Here is an 18,283-nt window from a genome sequence, read left to right as displayed (position 1 = left end):
CGTGCCGGTGACATCCGGGGAATGGACAGGATTACTGTGAAGCCTCGTCCGAAACCGCTACGACATCGGAGGAATCCGTGCGCGAGTTCACCGTCCCGGCACCATTCACCATCGAGGACGACGCGTCGGTGGTCGACGCCGTGTTCGCGCACGAGAAGACTCGGCCCGACGTCGTGGTGTACCGCCGCGCCACCCGCGACGGGTGGTCGGACGTCCGCGCAGCGGACTTCGCGGCCCAGGTTCGCGCGGTGGCCAAGGGGCTCATCGCATCCGGCGTGAAGCAGGGCGACCGGGTCGCCCTCATGTCGTCGACCCGCTACGAGTGGCCCCTGCTCGACTACGCGATCTGGTCCGCCGGCGCCGTCACGGTTCCGGTGTACGAGACGTCGTCGTCGGACCAGGTGCGGTGGATCCTCGAGAACTCGGGCGCCGCCGCGATGATCGCCGAGACGGTGGCCCACACGAACATCCTCACCGACATCCTTCCCGTGCTGCCGGGTGTCGCGACGGTCCTGCAGATCGACGCCTCCGCCGAGCGGCCCGGCGCCATCGACGTCCTCACCGACGCCGGTGCCCAGATCACCGACGCGACGGTGGCCGACCGCGTCGCGGCGCTGCGCTCCTCGGACCCGGCGACGCTCGTCTTCACCTCCGGCACCACGGGACGGCCGAAGGGCTGCGTGCTCACGCACTCCAACCTGATCGCCGAGTCCCGCGGTATCGCCGCCAGTTCCATCGGCCGCATGCTCACCGAGGGACGCACCACCCTGATGTTCCTGCCGATGGCCCACGTGCTGGCACGTGCGGTGTCCATCGCCGCCTTCGACCAGGGCGCGACACTCGGGCACACCCACGACATCCCGCACCTCGTCGACAACTTCGGCTCGTTCCGACCGCACTTCATCCTCAGCGTCCCGCGCGTGTTCGAGAAGGTGTACAACACCGCGCGTCAGAAGGCTCACGGCGACGGCAAGGGCAAGATCTTCGACGCGGCCGCCGACACCGCCGTCGCCTACAGCGCGGCGCGGGACACCGGTGGCCCGTCGATCGTGCTGCGCGCCAAGCACGCTCTGTTCGACCGTCTGGTCTACGGCAAGCTTCGCGCAGCGCTCGGTGGGCAGTGCGAACTCGCCATCTCGGGCGGCGCCCCGCTGGGTGAGCGCCTCGCGCACTTCTACCGCGGCATCGGTGTGACCATCTACGAGGGTTACGGCCTGACCGAGACCACCGCTGCGGCAGCGGTGAACACGCCGGACGAACAGCGCATCGGCACCGTCGGAAAGCCGTTGCCGGGCAACGCCGTCCGCATCGCCGACGACGGCGAGATCCTGCTCAAGGGCGGCGTGGTCTTCGAGGGCTACTGGAAGAACGACGACGCCACCGCCGAGGCGCTGACCGACGGGTGGTTCCACACCGGCGATCTCGGCGCCGTGGACGAGGACGGCTTCATCGCCATCACCGGGCGCAAGAAGGAGATCATCGTGACGGCGGGTGGCAAGAACGTCTCACCCGCCGGCCTCGAGGACTCGCTGCGGGCCAGTGCGCTCATCGGTCAGGCCATGGTCGTCGGTGACCAGAAGCCGTTCATCGGCGCGCTCATCACCATCGACCCCGACGCATTCCCCGGCTGGAAGCAGCGCAACGGCAAGGACGAGGGCGCCACCGTCGCCGACCTGACGAAGGATCCCGACCTCGTCGCGGAGATCGATGCTGCCGTGGCCGAAGCCAACAAGACGGTCTCGCACGCGGAGTCCATCAAGAAGTACCGGATCCTGCCGGCGGACTTCACCGAGGAGGGCGGCGAGCTGACCCCGACGATGAAACTCAAGCGCGCCGTGGTCCAGAAGTCCTACGCGAGCGACATCGAGGCCATCTACAGCAAGTGAGCCAGTCGGGCGGCGAGGTCGTCCCACCGCCACTCGGTGGAGACGAACTCGCGTCCCGCGGCCCCCATCGCCGCGGCGCGGTCACGATCGGACAGCACGTCCACGACGGCGCGCCGGACGTCGTCGACCGAGGTGCCGTCGACGGTTGTGCCGGTGACGCCCTCGACGACGGTCTCCGGCGCTCCACCCGACCGGCCCGCGACCACCGGCACGCCGGACGCGGACGCCTCGAGGAACACGATGCCCAGGCCCTCGACGTCCAGACCGGCACCGCGGGTGCGACACGGCATGGCGAACACGTCGGCGAGGGTGTGGTGTGCCGCCAGTTCCTCGGCCGGCACCGACCCCGTGAACACGACGTGATCCGCCACCCCGCACGACTGCGCCAGAGCCCGCAGGGTGTCGCCGTACGGACCGCCGCCGACGACGACCAACACGGCCCCGTCGATCTCCGCACGAATCCCCGGTAGCGCCCGGATCAGCATGTCCTGTCCCTTGCGCGGCACCAACCGCGACAGGCACAGGACGGTCGGCCGATCACCCAGGCCGTAGCGCGCGCGCAGTGTCTCCCGTGCCGACGTGTCGGGCGCGAACACGGTCGAGTCGACCCCCGGCGGCACGTGTTCGAGGGCCGCGTCCGCCCCGAAGGCCGCGGCGAATCGGCCGCGCGTGTAACGGCTGACGAAGGTGACGACGTCCGCCGTCGAGCCGATACGACCGAGCACCTGCCGCGCCGCCGGCAGCATCGACCAGCCCACCTCGTGACCGTGGGTGGAGGCCACGACGCGCTCGGCTCCGGCACGGCGCAGGTGCGGTCCGAGCACGGCGAGCGGAGCAGCGGCCCCGAACCACACCGTGTCGCACTGTCGGTCGGCCACCAGCCTGGCCGCCCGACGGGCAACGTCCGGTGTCGGAAGCATCAACGTCGTCGGGTGCCGCACCACCTCGAAGGGCTGCTCCGCGTCGAACCGCACGTGGGAGTCGCCACGCCACCGCGGTGCGTAGACCACCAGTTCGTCCGCGGGCAACAGCTGGGCGAAGGTGTGCAGATACGACTGGATGCCGCCGCGCCGCGGAGGAAAGTCATTGGTCACCAGCAGCGTTCGACGCATGGGACCACCGTAGACGGAGACCGCCGTCAGCTCTGCCCGGCGGCCTGTTCCGCCACCCACTGCCCCCACTGCGCGAGGAAGTCGACGGTGCCGAAGCCCAGCGTGGCCGAGAAGACCGAATCGGTCACGGTGGGATCGGTCGGTCCGGCCGCGAAACGGTCGTACAGCTGCCGGAGCACCGGCTCCCCGAACCGGTCGGCGACGAACGAGGCCACCGACCAGGCGGACTCGTACGCGATCGATCCGCGACTGCCACCCGCGGCGAAGTCCGAGTCCTCCGGGAGGACCCTGGGCGGTCCCGCCGCGCGGACCACGGCCGCGAGGGTGGGCGCGATCTCGTCGAAGGACAGTCCCGAGCCTCGATAGCCCGAGTAGTCGGCGAAACCCTCGAGCATCCACAGGGGCGCGTCCTCCCCGGTGACCGCGCGCATGGCCACGTGGGTGAGCTCGTGGCGCAGCACGGTGCAGCGGGTCGAGTCGGTGAGCCGGTCCGGCGCAGTCGGGCCGAAGACGATGCGCTGGCCGGTGACCAGGCCCCCGCGGACCGGATCCGCGATCGTCGAGGCCGCGACATCGGTGGACGTGAATCCGTCTGCCGCACTGATGAACTCGGCATCGGAACCGGTGACCGTCAGGACCGCGCGGCGAGACCATCCGAGCCCGGCGAACTCGGTCACGGCCGCCACCGCGGAGGGCAGCTCCGCCGCGAGGTCGTCGATGAAGGCGCGCTGCGCCTCGTGACCCACGACGAGCGACGTGGTCGACCCGGTGGCGACTCGCTCCGTGACCACCGGCCCGAAGTCCCACGGGCCACGCCACGTGGTGCGCCCGTACTGCGGCAGGTCGGCATCGGAGACCAGACGCCACGTGTCGCCCCGACGAGCGACGACGAGTGCGATGTCGCGACTCGTGGAACCGATGTCGGCGTCGGCCCAGGCGTAGCGCAGTGCGACGTTCGGCGCCCACACCTCGGTGGCCGCGAGTGCATCCGCCCGATCGACCGGCACCGGAGTCTCCGGACCCGGAGTGAGCTCGTAGCCGAAGTCGGACAGCGGCAGACCGCGCAGCGCCTGCGCGCGGGCGATCTCGCGATCAGCGAATCCCGGGTCCGCGTCGGAGTCGATCAACTCGCGCAGCGCGGCCTCGTCGTCGGAGCGGAGTGCGGCCGTCCAGGAATCGAGCAGTGCCGTGACACCGACGGTGCGGGCGTCCGGGCCCGCAGTCGTCGTGGGCGTCTGCTCGTCGGGTGCCGACGGCGAACACGCCACCAGAAGGGAGAGAACCAGGCCCAGCGCCGCCAGGGCGCGGACCGTCAGTAGCGGCGAGCGCCGTAGAAGGGCCACGATGCCATCGACTCGACACGAACGGGAACACCGAAGGTCGATGCATGGACCACGTTGCCGTTACCGGCGTAGAGACCCACGTGCGATGCGTCGGGATAGAACAGGACCACGTCGCCGGGCTGGAGGTTCGCCTTGTCGACGGGGGTGCCGCCGGCGGCCTGCGCCTGACTCGACCGCGGGAGAGTCTTACCGATCTGCTTGTAGGCCCACACCACGAGGCCCGAGCAGTCGTACCCGTCGGGGCCGGTCGCACCCCACACGTACGGCTTGCCGATCTGCGTGAACGCGGCCGACAGTGCTCCGGCCTGCGATCCCGGCGGGAGGGCGCCGAGGATGGCGGAGGGATCGAAGCCCGGCGGGAACGCGGCGCCGGCCAGCCCCTGCTTCTCCGTGTCGGACAGCGAACCGAACGCGGCGACGACATCGGCGATCTCGCTCTGCAGACGGCTCTGCTTGCCCTGCAGGTCGTCGCTGACAGCCTTCGCCTGCTCCGTGGCCACCCGGGCCGCGTCGGCGGACTGCTGTGACGCCGCCTCGGCTGCCGCTGCGGCGTCGCTGGCCTCCCGGAAGGTGCCGACGGTGGCGGCCGCGTCGGTGGAGATGATGTCGAGAGCGGACATCTGGTCGAGCAACTGCTGCGGGGAATCACTGACCATGACCGCGAAGAGCCGGTTCGTCCGAGCGCCCTGGTAGTTGGCACGGGCGATCTTGTCGACGGCGGGCCGCACCGTGTCGATCTGCGCCGTGGCCGCGTCGAGGGCGGCACGGTCGGCGTCGTGTCGAGCGTCCGCCTCCTGCTGGGCGGCGAGCTTCGCGTCGAGCTCGATCTGGGCGTTGTGCATCGCCTCGGTGGTCTGCTCGGACTCGCGCGAGAGATCGGTGAGCTTCGTGACCGCCTCGGAGGCGGACGCGCCGGGAACCGGGTCGGCGCCGGCGGGACCGGCGGGGAGGACGGCGATCGCCGCTGTCATCGCACTCGCGATCACCAGTCCACGCAGTCTCGTACGAGAAGTGGGACGAACGCGGGGGTGGACCGATGACGGCACGATGAACGGTTCTCCGATCTGGACGAGTCCGGGTCGCTCGGCGGCGCGGATGATGGCCGAGGACGTCACGGAAAGATTACGACGCGAACGATGATTCTGTCCACGAAGCCCGAGAACCCGTCGAAAACGGCGGATTCACCGACTGACGCCGCACGGAACCGACCGGGAGATCGGTTTCGTGCGGCGTCAGGGTGTCGAGCGAAGGTGTCGCTGCGTCAGGCGTAGCGACGTGCGCCGTCGAAGGGCATCGACGACAGCGGAGCGATCTTGACGGGCTGGCTCTCGGTGGACGCGTGGACGACGTTGCCGTTGCCCACGTACATGCCGGAGTGCGAGCCGCCGTAGAAGGACACGACGTCGCCGGGCTTCAGATCCGCCTGCGAGACGGGCACGCCGGCCGCGGCCTGGTCGTAGCTCGTGCGGGGAAGCTCGATACCGGCCTGCTGGTACGCCCACTTCATGAGACCGGAGCAGTCGAACGCACTGGGGCCTGCGGCTCCGTAGACGTACGGTGCGCCGACCTTGCTCTCGGCTGCCTGCACGGCGACCTGCGCGGCGCTGGACTGCGGTGCGGCCGGGCCGGGAAGCGCGGGGACCTGCGGCATGGGGGGAAGCTGGCTCAGGATCTGGTCCGGGACCTCGAAGGTGCCGATACCGGGGATCTCCACCGGTGCCGCGAAGGCGGGGGCGGCGGGGATGGCGACAGCGCCTGCGGTGAGCGCGCCGGCGACGAGAACGTTGCGGACCGGCCGCGAGGCAGTGCTGGGTTTGCGGTGTTTCGCCACGAAAAGATGTGCTCCGTTTCTTCCTGATATCCGCCGACCGAGTTAGCTGACGGGTTCGGGCTGGGAAGATCAGCCCTACCCGACGAGCCGCTGGTGCGACTGCGACGGGATTCACCCCGGTGTAACGGTGGGTTCCCGGTACGACCACCCGGAAGAGGTGGCCGATTAGGCGGTGACCTTGCGGCGCAGTCCCTGGTGGCTCTGCTCGACTCCGCAATGTCTCGGAAAGATTACGAAACGGCATCCCCGATGTCGAGCCCAGCCGACTCGTGTCGCGAAACGATCACGGTCCGACTCACCCCGCGGCGTGCTCCGGCCCCGCAGCGGGTCGGTCGTGGCCGGTCTCCTGCGGTGAGGGAATTTCTCTGCCTACCAACCGCAACCGGGGCACCAACCCGCTTTCCGCCAGAACGGCCATCGCCTCCTGTTCGTCCTGCTCGAGACGCATTCTGCGCGTGGCGAAGGGGGTGTCACGCGGGCCGCCGGCCGACGCCGCGGGCATGCCCGGCACCCCCAGCAACACCGAGACGACACAGTCCGAACACGCGTCTCCGCGCACGGTGCACTCGCCGCAATCGACAATCATGTGATCTCCGTCTCATTGTGGTTCACGGTCTCTCGCCGTGATGTTCAGCCCGGATCACACCCGATCCGACGCTCGATCACGCCTCGGAAACGGACGCTAACGACGTGCACCGACACGGCGTGCTCGTCGTGGACGGACCGGGTTCCTGTCGGTGGGACCACCTACGGTGACGCACGTGACTGATGGGGCGACTGTGGTGTCGGGGCATGCACGCGGTGTGCAGCTCGCATTCGACGAACTGGACCAGTCGTTGCGGGACACGACCTTCGTGGTGGTGGACCTCGAGACCACCGGAGGCCGACCGGGCGAGGACGCGATCACCGAGATCGGTGCCGTCAAGGTTCGCGGCGGCCGGGTGATCGGTGAGATGGCGACGCTCGTGGACCCGGGCCGGTCCATTCCGCCCGCCATCGTCGCGTTGACGGGCATCACCGGTGCGATGCTTCTCGACGCCCCTCGTATCGAGCGGGTCCTTCCCACCTTCGTCGAGTTCGCCCGCGGCAGCGTGCTGGTGGCGCACAACGCGCGCTTCGACACCGCGTTCCTCCGCGCGGCGGCGACGCGAATGGATCTGGCGTGGCCGTCGTTCCGGGTGCTGTGCACCGTCACGCTCGCCCGGCGGGTGCTCACCCGTGACGAGGCGCCCTCGGTCAAGCTGTCCTCGCTCGCCACCCTCTTCCAGGTGTCCACCAGGCCCACCCACCGGGCTCTCGACGACGCACGGGCCACGGTCGACGTGCTGCACGGGCTGATCGAACGGGTGGGCAACCAGGGCGTCCACAGCTACGCCGAACTCGTCGACTACCTGCCGACGGTGTCCTCGGCGCACCGCGCCAAACGCACGCTCGCGGCGGGCCTTCCGCACGCCCCCGGTGTCTATCTCTTCCGCGGACCGTCCGACGAGGTGCTCTACGTCGGCACCTCGCGCAACCTCCACCGCCGCGTCCGGAACTACTTCACGGGATCCGAGACCCGCGGACGCATGAAGGAGATGGTCGCCCTCGCGACCCGGGTCGACCACGTCGAGTGCAGCCATGCCATCGAGGCCGGCGTGCGCGAACTGAGGCTCATCAGTGCGCACACGCCCCCGTACAACCGTCGATCGAAGTACCCCCGCAAGGGCTGGTGGCTGACCCTGACGAGCGAGGCGTTCCCGCGCATCTCCATCGTCCGGACACCGGCGCCCGGCGCGCTCGGACCGTTCTCCGTTCGCGGGGCGGCCGCCGAGGCCGCCGCTCTCGTCGCCGAGCACACGCGGTTGCGCTCCTGCACCCACCGCATCGCCGCCTCGGCGGTGCACGACTGTTCCACCGAGGCCGTCGGTGGATGCACGGCGGCGACGGCGAGCCCGCTCACTCCCGAGGAGTACGCCGACGCGCCCGTCGCCTTCCGCGCTCTCACCGAGGGTGCCGACGCAGCGGTGCTCGATGCCGTCGCCGCCCGGATCGACGCACTGTCCGAGGATCTGCTCTTCGAGTCCGCGGCCCGCCTGCGCGACCGCGCGGCCACCCTGTTGACGGCCCTGCGGTCGGTGCAGCGGCTGCAGGCACTCGCGGCCATCGAGCAGTTGATCGCCGCGCGCCGCGCCGACGACGGCGGGTGGGAGTTCGTCGTCGTCCGGCACGGACGTCTCGCCAGTGCCGGTCGTTCTCGCCGCGGCGTCGCGCCCATGCCCGTGGTGGAAGCACTCGTCGCCGGTGCGGAGACCGTCGTGCCGGACGCCACTCCCCTACGCGGTGCCACGCCGGAGGAGGTGGCGCTGATCGCGCGGTGGCTCGAGTCGGGTGGCGTCCGCATCGTCGACACCACGGACGGATGGTGCGAACCGGCGCACGGAGCGGGGCGATGGGCACAGTGGTGCGCCGCCGTGCGCGACGTCGGACGCCGCGAGAAGGAACGCACGATGGCCTGGGGATGACCGCACGGCCGAGAACTAGGCTGACCCGCAGTTCGCCCTCTCACGACAGTTCGGAAGGTTCACCATGATCACCGCCATCGTTCTGATCCACGCCGAGGTGCACTCCATTCCGGAGACCGCGCGTGCCGTCGCCGACGTACCGGGTGTGTCCGAGGTGTACTCGTGCGCCGGCGACGTCGACCTGATCGCCGTGGTCAAGGTGCGTACGCACGAGGAGATCGCCGAGGTGATCACCGAGCGCGTCAACCGCGTCACCGGCGTGGTGCGGACAGACACGCACATCGCGTTCAAGTCCTACTCGAGCGCCGACGTCGACGCGGGCTTCTCCATCGGCGAGTGACTCAGGCCGACGTGAACGCCGCCCACCGCGTCAGCAGGGTCTGAGCGGCTCCGTCGTCCACCGCGGCGGCTGCCGTGGTCAACGCACCGGCCATCGCGTCCTCGAGCGAACCGTCGACGCCGCGGAACGCCGCGATGGCACCTGCTGCATTGAGCAGCACCGCGTCCCGCACGGGGCCTCGTTCGCCGCCGAACACCCGACGCGCCACGTCCGCGTTGTGTGCGGCGTCCCCGCCTCGGAGGGCGTCGAGGGACACCCGCTCGATACCGAGATCGCGTGGATCGAGCACCGCGTGGTCGACGACACCGTTCCGGACGATGCGCACCGAGGTGGTCGTCGACGTGGTGATCTCGTCCAGCCCGTCGTCGCCGCGCACCACGAGGACGGAGTTGCCGCGCGCCGCGAACACGCCCGCGACGACGTCGATGAGATCGTCGAACGCGCATCCCACCAGACCGGCGCGCGGACTCGCAGGGTTCGTCAGCGGCCCGAGGACGTTGAAGGCCGTGGGGATGCCGATCTCCTTGCGAGGCGCCGCAGCGAAGCGCAGCGCCGGGTGGAACACGGGCGCGAAGCAGAACCCGATGCCCAGCTCGGCGACACTCGCCGCGACCCGCTCCGGCCCCTGGTCGATACGCACGCCCAGCGCTTCCAACACGTCGGCTCCGCCGCTCTTGGACGAGGCGGCCCGGTTGCCGTGCTTGACCACCCGGATTCCCGCGGCCGCCACGACCACCGACGCCATCGTCGAGATGTTCACCGTGTGGGACCGATCGCCGCCCGTACCGACGATGTCGACGACGTCGTCGTCCACGGGCACGCGCTTGGCGTGGCCGAGCATCGAGTCGGCCAGTCCGCGCAGTTCGTCCGACGTGGGGCCCTTCATCTTGAGGGCGACACCGAAGGCAGCGATCTGGGCCGCGGTGGCGTTGTCCGACATGATCTCGTCCATCGCCCACGCCGTGTCGGCACCCGTCAGGTCCTGGCGTGATGCCAGGGCCCCGAGGACCTGTGCCCATGTACGCGTGCCATCCCCAGCGCTCATGAGCGGGAAGCCTAGTGCTCCGGCGATGCGTCCTCGGCAGCCGGCTGGAGGGCGTCCCAGCCCAGTACCACCCCGTCGCGCCGTTGGGCCAACCCCGCCATCCGTGAACGTTCCTGCGAGCAGTGCAGCGCGTCGAGCACCTGCACCCGCTGCAGCACCAGGACGGTCGCGTCGGAGACACCGCCGGGCAGATGCCCGGGAGTCTGCGCCATGGGACCTGCGGTCGCCTCGCTGTATCCGTCCTGCGCCGCCACCGACACCGCGTCGGCGATCTGATCGGCGGGGAGGAGCAGGTGGTGGCGCAACACCACGTCGTCGTCCGCGGACCAGAGGGGGTCCGTGTGCGCCGCGCGCTCGAGGGTCGTCGAGCACGCCTCCACGTCGTCGAAGCACGACGCGACCACGACGAGGTCGGTGCGAGTGGGGTCGAGGGGCTCCGGAGCCGCCCGGCCGAACAGCCGCTGCCACCACCGTGTCCGCCCACGACCAGAGCCCGAAGTCATGTCACGACAGTGCCAGATGCCGCTGGAACCGGTCCCGGAGTCGCTCGGGAGGCATCGAGTCTGAAGCTCGGGTCGAGACTCCGGCGTGCGGGATACATCACGGGCGCGGGGGTCGACGGAACCCGGTCCGACGTGCACAGACGAGTACTATTGAACAGAAAGTCCAGGAAGACGGGCCGACCGGACCACGAGGAGGCATTCTGTGTCACGCGCGCGCGAACGATGCTCGACTCGCCAATACCGCCCCGGCTATGCCATCCGTACTACGACGAGTCATACTTCTCGATGTGACGAGCGCAGTAGGTACTTCGGGATCCGCCATCACCCAGCGTGTCCACTCGCTGAACCGACCGAACATGGTCAGCGTGGGCACCATCGTGTGGCTGTCCAGCGAGTTGATGTTCTTTGCCGGCCTCTTCGCGATGTATTTCGTCGCGCGGGCTCAGGCCGCTCCCGGCCAGTGGCCGCCGGAGCCGACCGAGCTCAACCTGACGCTGGCCGTCCCCGTGACCGCGGTGCTCATCGCATCGTCCTTCACCTGCCAGCTGGGCGTGTTCGCCGCCGAGCGTGGCGACGTGTTCGGACTGCGCCGCTGGTACACGATCACTCTGGCCATGGGCGCGTTCTTCGTCGCCGGCCAGGGCTACGAGTACTACCACCTCGTTCACGAGGGCACCTCGATCTCGAGCAGCGTCTACGGCTCCGTCTTCTACATCACCACCGGCTTCCACGGCCTGCACGTGATCGGCGGTCTGATCGCCTTCGTCTTCCTGATCGCCCGCACCCTGGTCAGCAAGTTCACGCCGGCTCAGGCCACCGCCGCCATCGTCGTGTCGTACTACTGGCACTTCGTCGACATCGTCTGGATCGCGCTGTTCGCGACGATCTACTTCATCCGCTGACCGAGCAGGCGTCGAATACCCGATGACAGCCTCATCGGTCGCATCCGACAAGCCGTCCCGACACGACAAGGGATACAGATGAGTTCCTCTCCCCCCGCCACTCCCGACGACGACGGCACTGTCGTGTCCGCCGGTACGCCAGACGCCTCGGCGACCAAGGCGCGTCGCAAGCGTCGTACCCGTCGCCGGGTCAGTGGCGCCATGGCGCTGTTCATGGGTCTCGTCGGCGCGGGCTTCCTCGCCGCCGCCCTCACCCCCGACGCCCAGGTCGCCACCGCGCAGGAAGACAGCGCGGCCATGGTGCGCGAAGGCCAGCAGATCTACGACACGTCCTGCGTGACGTGCCACGGCGCCAACCTCCAGGGTGTCCAGGACCGCGGACCGTCCCTCATCGGCGTCGGCGAAGCAGCCGTCTACTTCCAGGTCTCCTCCGGTCGCATGCCGATGGCGCGCAACGAGGCCCAGGCCGAGCGGAAGCCCCCGAAGTACAACCAGTCGCAGGTCGACGCTCTCGGCGCCTACATCCAGGCCAACGGCGGCGGACCCACGGTGGTGCGCACCGACAACGGTGAGATCGCGCAGGACTCACTCCGTGGCGGCGACATCGCCCGCGGCAGCGAGCTCTTCCGCCTCAACTGCGCGTCCTGCCACAACTTCACCGGTCGCGGCGGCGCGCTGTCCTCGGGCAAGTACGCACCCACACTCGACCCGGCGAACGAGCAGCAGATCTACCAGGCGATGGTCACCGGCCCGCAGAACATGCCCAAGTTCTCGGACCGCCAGCTCACGCCCGAAGAGAAGAAAGACATCATCGCGTACGTCAAGTCCTCCTCCGAGACGCAGCCTCCCGGTGGATACGGACTCGGCGGCTTCGGCCCCGGTACGGAAGCCATCGCCATCTGGGTGGTCGGCATCGGAGCGGTCGTCGCAGCAGCACTGTGGATCGGAGTGAGGTCATGAGCGACGACAACCGCAAGGACGACGGCGTGCCCGGCGATCCGAACAAGTTCCCCGAGGGCTTCGACCCGGACCGCAAGTACACGGACGAGGAACTGGCCGCCATGAGCCGCGACGAGCTCGTCGCACTCGGCACCAACCTCGATCACGTGGACGTGGCGTTCCGTCGCGCACGCTGGCCCGTCCCCGGAACCAAGGCCGAGAAGCGCGCCGAGCGCAGCGTCAGCCTCTGGTTCTTCCTCGCGGGTGTGTCGGCCGTGGCCTTCATCGCCATCTACCTGTTCTGGCCGTGGCAGTACGCCGGCATGGGCGAGGACAGCTACGGGCTGTACAGCCTGTACACACCGCTGATCGGTCTCACCATGGGTCTCGCGATCATCGGTGTCGGCGTCGGCGCCGTGCAGTTCACCAAGAAGTTCATCCCCGAAGAGGTGTCCATCCAGGACCGCCACGACGGTGGATCGAGCGAGGTGGACAAGAAGACGGTCGTCGCCGAACTCAGCGACTCCTTCGACACCTCCACGCTGGGTCGACGCAAGATGATCAAGCGCAGCCTCGTCTTCGGCGGCGGCGCGCTCGGCGTCATGTCGATCCTCCCGCTCGGCGGTCTGATCAAGAACCCGTGGGCCGAGGGCGACGAGTCCTCGCTCTGGGTCTCGGGTTGGACGCCGAACTACGAGGGCGAGACCGTCTACCTGCGTCGCTACACCGGACGCGTCGACGACATCGTTCTGGTCCGCCCGGAGGATCTCGACGCCGGCGCCATGGAGACCGTCTTCCCGTTCCGTGAGTCGGAGCGTGGAAACGAGGAGGAGCTCTCGCACGCACTGAAGGGCATCCGCAACGCGGTCATGCTCATCCGTCTGCGCACCGAGGACGCCGACCGCACCATCAAGCGGAAGGGCCAGGAGAGCTTCAACTACGGCGACTACTTCGCCTACTCGAAGATCTGCACCCACCTCGGGTGCCCCACATCGTTGTACGAGCAGCAGACCAACCGGATCCTGTGCCCGTGCCACCAGTCGCAATTCGACGCGTTGGAGTACGCCAAGCCGATCTTCGGACCGGCCGCCCGCGCTCTTCCGCAGCTGCCCATCACGGTCAACGACGAGGGCTACCTCGTCGCCGCGGGCGATTTCATCGAGCCGCTCGGACCCGCCTACTGGGAACGTCCGGCCGGAGTACACGAGCAGGAGAGCGCTTCTGCTGCGTCGTCATCGGAAGGTTCACGATGAGTCCATCCATCGCCACGCTCGCTGCGAAGCAAGCCGAGGACGTCGACTCCCGCTATCACCTCTCAGCGGGTATGCGTCGTCAGATCAACAAGGTCTTCCCCACCCACTGGTCGTTCCTGCTGGGTGAGATCGCGCTGTACAGCTTCGTCATCCTGCTGCTGTCCGGTACGTACCTGACCCTCTTCTACGACCCTTCCATGACGGAGACCACCTACCAGGGCGCCTACGCTCCCCTGCGCGGTGTCGAGATGACCAAGGCGTACGCCACCACGCTGGACCTGTCCTTCGAGGTGCGCGGCGGTCTGTTCATCCGTCAGATCCACCACTGGGCAGCTCTGCTGTTCGCCTGCTCGATCATCGTGCACATGATGCGCATCTTCTTCACCGGTGCGTTCCGTCGCCCGCGTGAGGCGAACTGGGTCATCGGCTCGCTGCTGCTCATCCTGGCGATGTTCGAGGGCTTCTTCGGCTACTCGCTCCCCGACGACCTGCTGTCCGGTACCGGGCTGCGCGCCGCGTTCTCGGGCATCACGATCTCCATCCCGGTCATCGGAACGTGGATGCACTGGCTGATCTTCAACGGTGACTTCCCCGGCACGCTGATCATCCCGCGCCTGTACGTCGCGCACGTGCTGCTCCTGCCCGCCATCATCCTGGCGCTCATCGCAGCTCACCTCGCGCTCGTCTGGTACCAGAAGCACACGCAGTTCCCCGGCCCCGGCCGCACCGAGACCAACGTGGTGGGTGTCCGCATCCTCCCGGTCTTCGCGGTCAAGTCCGGCGCCTTCTTCGCCATGACCTTCGGTGTCCTCGCGGTCATGGGTGGAGTACTGCAGATCAACCCGGTGTGGGCCCTGGGCCCGTACAACCCGTCGCAGGTCTCGGCCGGCTCGCAGCCCGACTTCTACATGATGTGGACGGACGGCCTGGCTCGACTGTGGCCCGCGTGGGAGCTCTACATCGGCAACTACATGATCCCGGCCGTCTTCTGGGTCGCCGTCATCATGGGTGCGGTGTTCGCGATCATGATCGCGTACCCCTGGATCGAGAAGCGCTTCACCAAGGACGACGCTCACCACAACCTGCTGCAGCGTCCCCGCGACGTTCCGGTGCGTACCGCGGTCGGCGCCATGGCGATCGCCTTCTACGTGGTCCTGACGCTCAGCTGCGTCAACGACATCATCGCGTACAAGTTCTCGATCTCCCTGAACGCGATGACTTGGATCGGCCGCATCGGCCTCGTGGTCCTGCCTCCGATCGTCTACCTGCTGACCTACCGCTTCTGCATCGGTCTCCAGCGCAGCGATCGCCAGGTGCTCGAGCACGGCATCGAGACGGGTGTCATCAAGCGTCTGCCCCACGGCGCTTACGTCGAGATCCACCAGCCCCTCGGCCCGGTCGACGATCACGGCCACCCGATCCCGCTCGAGTACCAGGGTGCTGCGATCCCGAAGAAGATGAACAAGCTCGGTTCCGCCGGCAAGCCCGGCTCGGGCAGCATCTTCACTCCGGACTCGGACGAGGAGCACCGGCTGCACGAGCGTCTGTCGCACGAGGGTGAGCACGATCAGCTCACCATGCTCCGCACCTACCAGGCGAAGATCCTGTCGCAGGGCAACGGGCACTCGAACGGCAACGGCTCGTCCAACGGCCACTCGAACGGCAACGGCTCGTCCAACGGCAACGGTCACGGACCGGAGTCCAACGGGCACTGAGCGACCCGCTGAACGGTAGAAGAGGCGCCACCCACTCGGGTGGCGCCTCTTCTCGTCTGTCCCCTCCCCCACCGCTCGTTCCCGCACCCGTCGTCGCTCGGCGAGGCGGGGTGTCAGCGCAGTCCGAGATCCGCGCCGGCGGATCGGGATGCCACCCACCCCTCTTGTGTGCAGTGATCCGCGCCCACCGCGGATCACTGCACACGAACGCCCCGCTCCAGCAGATCCGGTGCAGTGGACCGTGTGGAGCGCGGGCTACTGCACTGGATCCCACCGCTCCGCCGAGGCGAGGAACGGCAACAGCGCGTCGACGAGGTGGTGCGGGGCCTCCTCGGCCATGTGGTGTCCCGAATCGATGCCGTGCCCCACGACGCCCGGCGCCCATGCACGCCAGATGGTCAACGGGTCGCCGTACAACTCCTCGAGGTCGTCCCGTGTGGACCACAGCACCTGCACCGGCACGGCCAACGTCCTTCCCTGCGCTCGGTCGGCGCGTTCGTGGTCGGCGTCGACAGTGAGTCCCGCTCGATAGTCCTCGAGCATCGCGTGTACGACATCGGGATCGTGGATCGCCGTCAGCCACTCACGGTGGTTCTCCACTCCCATGAGGGCCGGATCGCCGCGGTACCACGAAGAGGGATCGGCAGTGATGGCGCGCTCGGGGAGGTCGGGCTGGGCGTAGAAGAACCAGTGCCACCATCGGGTCGCGAATCGACTGTCCGCCCGGTCGAGGTGCTCGCTGACGGGATGCAGTCGAGCAGGGACAGCGCGGCCACGAGGCTCGGGTGGTCGAGGGACAGGCGCAGGGCCACGTAACTTCCACGGTCGTGACCGACCACGGCGAAGCGTCGGTGCCCGAGTGCGGCCATCACCTGCACCATGTCCGAGGCCATCGCCCGCTTCGAATGTGCGGAGTGGTCGGGTGTCGGCGCCGGGCCCTGCGAGCGGCCGTACCCGCGCAAGTCCGGGCAGACGACCGTATGTCCTGCGTCGACCAGCAGTGGGGCAACACGGTGCCACGTCGCCGACGTACGCGGGTGCCCGCGCAGCAACAGCACCGGGAGATCGCCCGCGCCGCAGTGCCGGGTGAGGATCGACGCGGCCTCGACCTCGATCATCGATTCGTCGAAGTTCTCGAACACGTCGTCATCATCGCGCGAGCGGCCGGCAGGGCACCAGTTCCCGCACCCTTCCTCGCGTCACGCATGCGTGTTGCTCGGCAAGGCGACGTGCGACGTGCGACGTGCGACGGCGCAGCGTGGGTACGGGAACACCCGGGGGCGCGAGAAGCCCACCAGAGGGGCGCAATCCCACCCCACCGACGCCGAACGCCCCCGACCACAGGCCGGGGGCGTTCGGGGTGGAGCTGTGTCAGTGCTTCTCGGGTCCCACGTGGTACTCGAAGACCAGTCCGGCTGCGGCGGCGATGATGGCGAGGGCGCCGACCGCGAGCATCCAGGGCTCGTAGAACGCGAATGCCAGGGCCATGAAGGCGGCGCATCCGGCGAGGATGATGGGCCAGAAGCTACCGGGGCTGAAGAAGCCCAGGTCGCCTGAACCGTCGGCGATCTCCGCGTCGTCGTAGTCCTCGGGACGGGTGTCCAGTCGACGAGCGACGAACCGGAAGTACGTTCCAACGATCAGCGTCAGGCCCGCCGAGAGGGCGATGGCGGTGAGGCCGGCCCACTCGATGCCGGTCCGCGAGAAGCCGGTGAACACGCCGTAGAGGATTCCGACGAGGATGAAGAACCCGGTCAGGATCTCGAAGAGTTTCGCTTCGATCTTCATGGGATGTCAGTTTCCTTCTGCCACGGTCGCAGCCTTGACGGTGCGGTCGGTGTTGAACGGCGAGGTGGAGGTCGCGCGAGGCTCTTCGCCGATGGACTCCAGCGCCTGAGCGTTGGTCTGGCCGTCGCGACGCGCCGCCATGTAGTTCTCGAAGGCCTCGGGGCTGACCGCGCGAACCTCGAAGTTCATCATCGCGTGGTACGTGCCGCACATCTCGGCGCAGCGCCCGACGAAGGCACCCTCACGCTCGATCTCGCTGATCTGGAACACGTTGTCGGAGTTGTTCTCGTCCGGGTTCGGCATGACGTCGCGCTTGAACAGGAACTCGGGAACCCAGAACGAGTGGATGACGTCGGAGGACGCGATCTCGAACTCGATGCGCTTGCCCGTGGGCAGCACGAGGATCGGGACCTCGGAGCTGGAGCCGACGGTCTCGACCTCGTTGTAGTGCAGGTAGGACTGGTCGGACTTCTCGCGGCCGAAAAGGGGGCCCGGCTCCTCACCCTCGGGGGTGCCGGCCTCCTCTGCTGCCTGCTCGCGCTCCTGGTCGGTGCCGTCGTACAGCGGCTGCCCGTCCTTGAGGTCGACGGTGCGGTAGCCGAACTTCCAGTTCCACTGGAACGCGGTGACGTCGACGACCACGTCGGGGTTGTCCTGCTTCTCCTGGACGTAGTTCTGCACGACGACCGTGAAGTAGAAGAGGACGGCGATGATGACGAACGGCACGGCCGTGTAGAACAGCTCGAGCGGGACGTTGTACGCGGTCTGGCGCGGGAACTCCGGCGAGTCCTTCTTCTTGCGGTGGAACGCCACCGTCCAGAAGGTCAGGCCCCACACGATGACGCCCATGATGAGCGCCGCGATGACGGACCACGTCCACAGCTCGCGCATCCGCTCGGCCTGCGGCGTGACGCCCGACGGCCATCCGAATCGAAGTACGGAATTGTCGATGCCGCAGCCCGACAGCACCACGGCGGCCACTGCAAGAGAGGCCACCAATCCGACTCGTCGTGTCGTCCGACGACCGGATCCACCACCACGCTGCGCCACGATCACGCCTTCCTGATTGCCAGATGGAGAGTACGAGAACCGTCCGGACGAGCCACCGAAGTCGCTCACACG

18 protein-coding genes and 1 riboswitch are annotated in these 18,283 nt (G+C 68.4%); of the genes, 7 read left to right on the top strand and 11 right to left on the bottom strand.

Going from position 1 to position 18,283, the window contains the following annotated elements; translation table 11 throughout:
* The first annotated feature begins 77 nt into the window (after positions 1–77).
* The gene (locus HQ308_RS20855) at positions 78–1,886 is read left to right on the top strand and encodes a long-chain fatty acid--CoA ligase (protein ID WP_027505824.1); all 1,809 of its coding nucleotides are present in this window, start codon (positions 78–80) and stop codon (positions 1,884–1,886) included.
* Here HQ308_RS20855 and HQ308_RS20850 read toward each other — a convergent pair.
* From HQ308_RS20850 to HQ308_RS20830, 5 genes are all read right to left on the bottom strand, one after another.
* Positions 1,874–2,998, bottom strand: a complete 1,125-nt coding sequence (locus HQ308_RS20850; protein WP_222647744.1) for a glycosyltransferase family 4 protein — start codon at positions 2,996–2,998, stop codon at positions 1,874–1,876. The two genes, HQ308_RS20855 and HQ308_RS20850, sit on opposite strands and share 13 nt — an antisense overlap.
* A gap of 26 nt (positions 2,999–3,024) precedes the next feature.
* Positions 3,025–4,341, bottom strand: coding sequence for a hypothetical protein (locus tag HQ308_RS20845; RefSeq protein WP_308115848.1), 1,317 nt, complete (start codon positions 4,339–4,341; stop codon positions 3,025–3,027).
* Positions 4,311–5,312: a C40 family peptidase gene (locus HQ308_RS20840; protein WP_081821287.1), complete on the bottom strand. Its 1,002-nt coding sequence runs from the start codon at positions 5,310–5,312 to the stop codon at positions 4,311–4,313. Before HQ308_RS20840 ends, HQ308_RS20845 begins: the two co-directional genes overlap by 31 nt.
* A 290-nt stretch (positions 5,313–5,602) precedes the next feature.
* Entirely contained in the window at positions 5,603–6,172 is a 570-nt protein-coding gene (locus tag HQ308_RS20835; RefSeq protein ID WP_027505820.1) for a C40 family peptidase, read from the bottom strand.
* Positions 6,173–6,188: 16 nt separating this feature from the next.
* Positions 6,189–6,354: riboswitch (cyclic di-AMP (ydaO/yuaA leader) on the bottom strand.
* 113 nt (positions 6,355–6,467) lie between these two features.
* Positions 6,468–6,758, bottom strand: a complete 291-nt coding sequence (locus tag HQ308_RS20830; RefSeq protein ID WP_261769350.1) for a hypothetical protein — start codon at positions 6,756–6,758, stop codon at positions 6,468–6,470.
* 175 nt (positions 6,759–6,933) lie between these two features.
* Between HQ308_RS20830 and HQ308_RS20825 the strand changes: the two genes are divergently transcribed.
* Together HQ308_RS20825 and HQ308_RS20820 are read left to right on the top strand one after the other, a co-directional pair.
* Positions 6,934–8,676: a DEDD exonuclease domain-containing protein gene (locus HQ308_RS20825; RefSeq protein WP_231476318.1), complete on the top strand. Its 1,743-nt coding sequence runs from the start codon at positions 6,934–6,936 to the stop codon at positions 8,674–8,676.
* Positions 8,677–8,740: 64 nt separating this feature from the next.
* Positions 8,741–9,016 (top strand): Lrp/AsnC family transcriptional regulator, encoded by a 276-nt coding sequence (locus HQ308_RS20820; RefSeq protein WP_027505818.1) that lies wholly within the window; start codon positions 8,741–8,743, stop codon positions 9,014–9,016.
* A gap of 1 nt (position 9,017) precedes the next feature.
* On the opposite strand, the gene trpD is transcribed toward HQ308_RS20820, so the two are convergent.
* Positions 9,018–10,061 (bottom strand): anthranilate phosphoribosyltransferase, encoded by a 1,044-nt coding sequence (gene trpD, locus HQ308_RS20815; RefSeq protein ID WP_222647742.1) that lies wholly within the window; start codon positions 10,059–10,061, stop codon positions 9,018–9,020.
* An 11-nt stretch (positions 10,062–10,072) separates the two neighbouring features.
* Positions 10,073–10,564: a hypothetical protein gene (locus HQ308_RS20810; RefSeq protein ID WP_027505816.1), complete on the bottom strand. Its 492-nt coding sequence runs from the start codon at positions 10,562–10,564 to the stop codon at positions 10,073–10,075.
* Positions 10,565–10,851: 287 nt separating this feature from the next.
* Between HQ308_RS20810 and HQ308_RS20805 the strand changes: the two genes are divergently transcribed.
* From HQ308_RS20805 to HQ308_RS20790, 4 genes are all read left to right on the top strand, one after another.
* Positions 10,852–11,466: a heme-copper oxidase subunit III gene (locus HQ308_RS20805; RefSeq protein ID WP_027505815.1), complete on the top strand. Its 615-nt coding sequence runs from the start codon at positions 10,852–10,854 to the stop codon at positions 11,464–11,466.
* A gap of 78 nt (positions 11,467–11,544) precedes the next feature.
* Positions 11,545–12,426: a c-type cytochrome gene (locus tag HQ308_RS20800; protein ID WP_056446281.1), complete on the top strand. Its 882-nt coding sequence runs from the start codon at positions 11,545–11,547 to the stop codon at positions 12,424–12,426.
* Positions 12,423–13,658, top strand: coding sequence for a ubiquinol-cytochrome c reductase iron-sulfur subunit (locus HQ308_RS20795; protein ID WP_081821261.1), 1,236 nt, complete (start codon positions 12,423–12,425; stop codon positions 13,656–13,658). The genes HQ308_RS20800 and HQ308_RS20795 overlap by 4 nt, the downstream gene beginning before the upstream one ends.
* Entirely contained in the window at positions 13,655–15,373 is a 1,719-nt protein-coding gene (locus HQ308_RS20790) for a cytochrome bc complex cytochrome b subunit (protein WP_222647740.1), read from the top strand. Before HQ308_RS20795 ends, HQ308_RS20790 begins: the two co-directional genes overlap by 4 nt.
* Positions 15,374–15,628: 255 nt before the next feature.
* Here HQ308_RS20790 and HQ308_RS20785 read toward each other — a convergent pair whose 3' ends face one another.
* From HQ308_RS20785 to HQ308_RS20770, 4 genes are all read right to left on the bottom strand, one after another.
* Positions 15,629–15,979, bottom strand: a complete 351-nt coding sequence (locus HQ308_RS20785; RefSeq protein WP_222647738.1) for a hydrolase — start codon at positions 15,977–15,979, stop codon at positions 15,629–15,631.
* Positions 15,949–16,515 (bottom strand): alpha/beta fold hydrolase, encoded by a 567-nt coding sequence (locus HQ308_RS20780; RefSeq protein WP_222647737.1) that lies wholly within the window; start codon positions 16,513–16,515, stop codon positions 15,949–15,951. The genes HQ308_RS20785 and HQ308_RS20780 overlap by 31 nt, the downstream gene beginning before the upstream one ends.
* A 229-nt stretch (positions 16,516–16,744) precedes the next feature.
* Positions 16,745–17,161, bottom strand: coding sequence for a cytochrome c oxidase subunit 4 (locus HQ308_RS20775; protein ID WP_027505813.1), 417 nt, complete (start codon positions 17,159–17,161; stop codon positions 16,745–16,747).
* A gap of 6 nt (positions 17,162–17,167) precedes the next feature.
* Positions 17,168–18,214 (bottom strand): cytochrome c oxidase subunit II, encoded by a 1,047-nt coding sequence (locus HQ308_RS20770; RefSeq protein ID WP_371831725.1) that lies wholly within the window; start codon positions 18,212–18,214, stop codon positions 17,168–17,170.
* Positions 18,215–18,283 lie beyond the last annotated feature (69 nt).

It is taken from the genome of Rhodococcus sp. BP-241 (assembly GCF_019836145.1).
Classification (GTDB): Bacteria; Actinomycetota; Actinomycetes; order Mycobacteriales; family Mycobacteriaceae; genus Rhodococcoides.
This window is presented reverse-complemented; position numbering and strand designations above follow the sequence as displayed.

Coding starts and splice junctions, on each gene's coding strand:
- HQ308_RS20810 (WP_027505816.1), bottom strand. CDS start 10,564: ATGACTTCGGGCTCTGGTCGTGGGCGGACACGGTGGTGGCAGCGGCTG.
- HQ308_RS20795 (WP_081821261.1), top strand. CDS start 12,423: ATGAGCGACGACAACCGCAAGGACGACGGCGTGCCCGGCGATCCGAAC.
- HQ308_RS20790 (WP_222647740.1), top strand. CDS start 13,655: ATGAGTCCATCCATCGCCACGCTCGCTGCGAAGCAAGCCGAGGACGTC.
- HQ308_RS20800 (WP_056446281.1), top strand. CDS start 11,545: ATGAGTTCCTCTCCCCCCGCCACTCCCGACGACGACGGCACTGTCGTG.
- trpD (WP_222647742.1), bottom strand. CDS start 10,061: ATGAGCGCTGGGGATGGCACGCGTACATGGGCACAGGTCCTCGGGGCC.
- HQ308_RS20830 (WP_261769350.1), bottom strand. CDS start 6,758: ATGATTGTCGATTGCGGCGAGTGCACCGTGCGCGGAGACGCGTGTTCG.
- HQ308_RS20840 (WP_081821287.1), bottom strand. CDS start 5,312: ATGACAGCGGCGATCGCCGTCCTCCCCGCCGGTCCCGCCGGCGCCGAC.
- HQ308_RS20850 (WP_222647744.1), bottom strand. CDS start 2,998: ATGCGTCGAACGCTGCTGGTGACCAATGACTTTCCTCCGCGGCGCGGC.
- HQ308_RS20775 (WP_027505813.1), bottom strand. CDS start 17,161: ATGAAGATCGAAGCGAAACTCTTCGAGATCCTGACCGGGTTCTTCATC.
- HQ308_RS20820 (WP_027505818.1), top strand. CDS start 8,741: ATGATCACCGCCATCGTTCTGATCCACGCCGAGGTGCACTCCATTCCG.
- HQ308_RS20785 (WP_222647738.1), bottom strand. CDS start 15,979: ATGGGAGTGGAGAACCACCGTGAGTGGCTGACGGCGATCCACGATCCC.